General features: G+C 65.7%; 4 protein-coding genes. 1 reads left to right on the top strand and 3 read right to left on the bottom strand.

The annotated features are described in order from the left end of the window. A partial coding sequence (locus tag RM2_RS22765) for a class I SAM-dependent methyltransferase (protein ID WP_174553887.1) occupies window positions 1-197 on the top strand: 197 nt, incomplete at its 5' end. Between the two features lie 154 nt (window positions 198-351). Here the strand turns inward: RM2_RS22765 and RM2_RS22760 are convergent. From RM2_RS22760 to RM2_RS22750, 3 genes are all read right to left on the bottom strand, one after another. Continuing rightward, window positions 352-1,518 (bottom strand): alanine/ornithine racemase family PLP-dependent enzyme, encoded by a 1,167-nt coding sequence (locus RM2_RS22760; RefSeq protein WP_072691728.1) that lies wholly within the window; start codon window positions 1,516-1,518, stop codon window positions 352-354. Beyond that, window positions 1,515-2,690 (bottom strand): N-acetyltransferase DgcN family protein, encoded by a 1,176-nt coding sequence (locus RM2_RS22755; RefSeq protein WP_174553886.1) that lies wholly within the window; start codon window positions 2,688-2,690, stop codon window positions 1,515-1,517. Before RM2_RS22755 ends, RM2_RS22760 begins: the two co-directional genes overlap by 4 nt. Window positions 2,691-3,004: 314 nt before the next feature. Then, window positions 3,005-3,586 (bottom strand): recombinase family protein, encoded by a 582-nt coding sequence (locus RM2_RS22750; RefSeq protein WP_072691727.1) that lies wholly within the window; start codon window positions 3,584-3,586, stop codon window positions 3,005-3,007. Window positions 3,587-3,719 lie beyond the last annotated feature (133 nt).

Below are 3,719 nucleotides of genomic sequence, written 5' to 3'. Positions count from 1 at the left end.
CCCGGTTGCAACTGATCGGGCCGCACTACGTAAAAACCCTCCAGCTGTGGGCGGCGGTGTTGGAGGCCCGCCGGGACGAAGCCATCGCGGCTCAATCGCAGGAAGTCTATGACCGTTACGTCAAGTACCTCAACGGCTGCATACGTCTGTTCCGCGAGGGCTACACCAATCTGGGTCAGTTCACGCTGCAGAAGTAGGCCGGTCGGCTCCTCTCGTAGCGAATCGCCCCGGCATTAGCGATGGCGCAATCGTCGCTCCACCCGGTGTTGGAGTGCCGGTAAGAAGCGTGTCCCGGGCAGGAGTCGAACGGTGGCGGCGGGTATGCCGAGATGGACCGTGCGGAGCAGGCACTCAAGATGGGGAAGGCAGGTTGTCACCGGCATCGGCGTCCGGCACTGAGCGGGGGGGCGAAACCTGGATCGATGTTGGCACCTGGGTCGCCTCGGGTGCGACGGAACGGCCAAGGTGCTCGATCTTGGTGACGAAGGGCGACGTCATCGCCCGTACGAGTGCGCCGTAGGCGACACCGAAGTCGATCTCGTCGCCGACCGCGCCAGGGTGATCGCCGAGGTTGACCACCAGGTGGTCACTGCTCATCCCGAGGATCGTGATGCCCTCGGGTGGCTGCAGACCGTCCGGGTCCACGTCCTGGCGACCGAGGGCCAGGATTGCTTGGTGCACGGTCCCGCTGCCGGTGCGGACCGGCGCCTCGCCGAAAGCCGCCTGAGCACGATCTCCCCAGGGTTGAGCCGGTTTCATAGCGACCTCGATGACCTCGGCGGTCAAGGTGAAGGCGTCCGTGTGCAGGCCGGGGATCGGTGTCCGGTACAGCGGATCGACGCCGATAAGGATGGCTTCGCCGAGTCGGAGCTCGTCGATCCGGCCGACGTCGTGGGTGTGCAGAGCCCAGTTCAGGTTCGCCGAGTTGCCGCCTGAGACGACGTCGAGCGAGATCCCGTGCAGTGCCTCGATATCCTCCGCGAGCCCGGTGAGGATGCCCATGTTTCGGTCGTCGGGCACGACACCGTTCTGACAAGCGAGGTTGGCGCCAAGCCCGACGAGCCGGAGGGAGGAGTGACCGAGGACGGCCCGCACGGCCTCGGGCGCGTCGTCGAGCGCGATGCCCTCGCGTAGGTCACCCAGCTCGACCATGAGCACGACGGCGTGCATCCGCTTCTGCTGGGACGCGGCCTGATCGAGCGCCGCCAGCACGACGGCCTCGGTGTTCAGACTGACGTCGGCGACGTCAACGACCCGTGCCACTTGGCTGAGCATGGGTGAGCGGATCAACGTGCGTAACGGTGATCGGTCCAGCCCGGCCAGCCGAGCGAGGTTCGACACCCGGCAATCACCGAGTCCGCGGGCGCCGCCGCGCAGCATCGCCGCGCCGACTCCCGGCGAGCCCAACACGGCCTTGGTGATCCCAGTGACCCGGATGCCCATTGAGGCAAGCCGGTCAACCAAGATCCGCGTGTTCTGCTCGACCTTGTCGAGATCGATTTCGATCCGAAGCGTCACACGGGGGTGGTCGTGTCGGCCACCACCGCGAGCGCGGGGAAGGCTGTCAGCACCATGTCGACCAGATCCGACGAGGGGCGCGTCAGAGGGTCGGTGACCGGGAGGCCGAGCTGCGAATGATGCTCGGAGATCGCGTTGCTCAGCTCGTCGTCGGTCATCTCCTCGTGGTTGATCGTGACCCCGATGACGCGGGTGTCGGCGAACGCCTCGATCAGTGCGATCTCGCTGGCCGCGGTCGGCATCGGCATCATCGGGAAGTCGCCGAGCACCGTGCGTTTCGGCGCGTGCTGCACGATCACGCCGGCCGGGCGGCTGCCACGCAGGATGTAAGCCGACGTCAGGTACGCGGGGTGGCTGAGCGCGCCCTGGCCCTCGACCACGATCACGTCAGGGTCCTCACCCTCGAACGCAGCGACGACCTGGTGCTCGACCTCGCCCGAGCAGAACTGGGGGACCAGCGCATCCAGCGCGACACCGTACTTCCCGCCCTGGATCAAGGTGGTCTGACCGGTGCCGACCATGACCGCCTTGATGCCGCGCGCGTTCAGCGTCTGGACCAGCAAGGTGGCGGTGGTGCGCTTCCCGATCGCCCCGTCCGTACCCAGGATCGCGATCCTGGGACATGTGACCTCGAAGATCCGGCCGGAGAACTGGTGCAGTTCGCGCTTGGCCTTCGGCCGGCGTACATCGGTGATGGTGACGCCGGCGATCACGGCTGCCGCCGCGAACTCGGCGTCGTCGTTGAGGAACTCGTGCAGGCCGTTAATGATGTGCATCCCGCGGGCGATGCCGTCGAGCAGCACGACCCGCTGCTCGTTCGACAGTAGGCCGTCGGCAGGCGCCAGCCCACAGATCAGGTAGTCAGGTACGCGGCCGGCCTGAGAGATGGACTCGGCGAGCGACGCCAGCACCGGGATGCCGTTCGCGGTGCCGTCGAGGAACTTCCCGGCATCGACTCCGGCCCGGAGGCTGTCGATGACACTGAGGATCTCGTACTTCTCCGAGTGCCGGACCAGGCCGTTGGCGGTCTTACCGTCCTGCTCGCCGAACAGGCCCTCGCAGTAGACGATCGCGGTGGAACCAGCAGGCAGCGCGAAGGAAGCTGCCGGAGGGATCCACTCGCCCTGTTCGGACGCGTCGAAAAAAGGGGTACCGCTGGCGAGCGAAGACATAAGATCCTCTGAGAAGTCCAAGAGAAGGCGACGAGATTGTGACGCGCGCTGAGCCCAACATTCAGCGAGTGGTCCGCCCTGAGGGCCGGCAAGATTACCGACATGTTAACTGTACTCGATCGGTTCTGACGATTGGCGCTTATGACACGCTTCTTACCGCACCCCGTGTTGGGCTGCCCAGTTTGATCGGCGGACTCCACAACGGCTGCCGTCCGCCGAAGCGGCGCCGGGTTTACCCCCCCTTCCGATAATTTGGAGGGGTGGCGAACGCCTGCCCTACCTCTCTGGGCCTCGTGGGTGTTGGGTGCAGGCGATTACTCGGCGACTTCTGCACTGTCAGCGTTTGCGGCCGCGAGCAGCCGGTACACGGTGGCGCGGGACATGCCTGTCAGTTTCCCGATCTCGACAGCACTCATGCCCCGGTCGCGGTACTTGCGCGCCTGGTCGACGTCCTCGGTGTTGAACGTGGGGCGCCGGCCACCCTTGCGGCCGTTCGCTGCGGCCGCGGCCAATCCTGCCTTGGTGCGTTCGATCATCGTGTCGCGTTCGAGTTGCGCGAATGCCGACATGACGGTGAGCATTGCCCTGCCCATCGCCCCTTCGGTGGTCAGCCCTTCGGTGATGCTGTGGAATCCGATGCTGCGGGCGTGCAGGTCGTCGACCAGCTGCAGCAGGTGGACGGTGTTGCGGCCGAGTCGGTCGAGTTTCCACACGGTGAGCACGTCGCCGGGGCGCAGGTAGTCGAGTGCGGCGTCGAGCTGCGGGCGTGATGCCTTGGCACCGGACACGCCGTGGTCGGTGAACACCTTCTCGGCGGCTGCGGCCGCGAGTGCGTCGAGTTGTAGTTGCGGGTTCTGGTCGGTGGTGCTTACTCGCGCGTATCCGATGACTGTCACTGCGCTCCTGTCTCGCAATCCCGTGTCTGTTCGGTTCTGAGACTAGATGGTTTGCTAGATGGTTTGCAAGACGATCTGTCGGGGTGCTTCCGCAGGAACTCGGGGATCCGTGCGTGAACAGTCTCGAGTCCTA

Origin of the sequence: Rhodococcus marinonascens NBRC 14363, from assembly GCF_001894885.1 — a bacterium.
Taxonomy (GTDB): domain Bacteria; phylum Actinomycetota; class Actinomycetes; order Mycobacteriales; family Mycobacteriaceae; genus Rhodococcus_F; species Rhodococcus_F marinonascens.
Note: the sequence above shows the minus strand (reverse complement) of the source record. Positions and strands in the feature narration are given on the sequence as shown.

What these genes read in the sequence shown, in the direction of transcription:
- RM2_RS22755 (WP_174553886.1), bottom strand. Translation starts at nt 2,690, where the DNA reads ATGTCTTCGCTCGCCAGCGGTACCCCTTTTTTCGACGCGTCCGAACAG.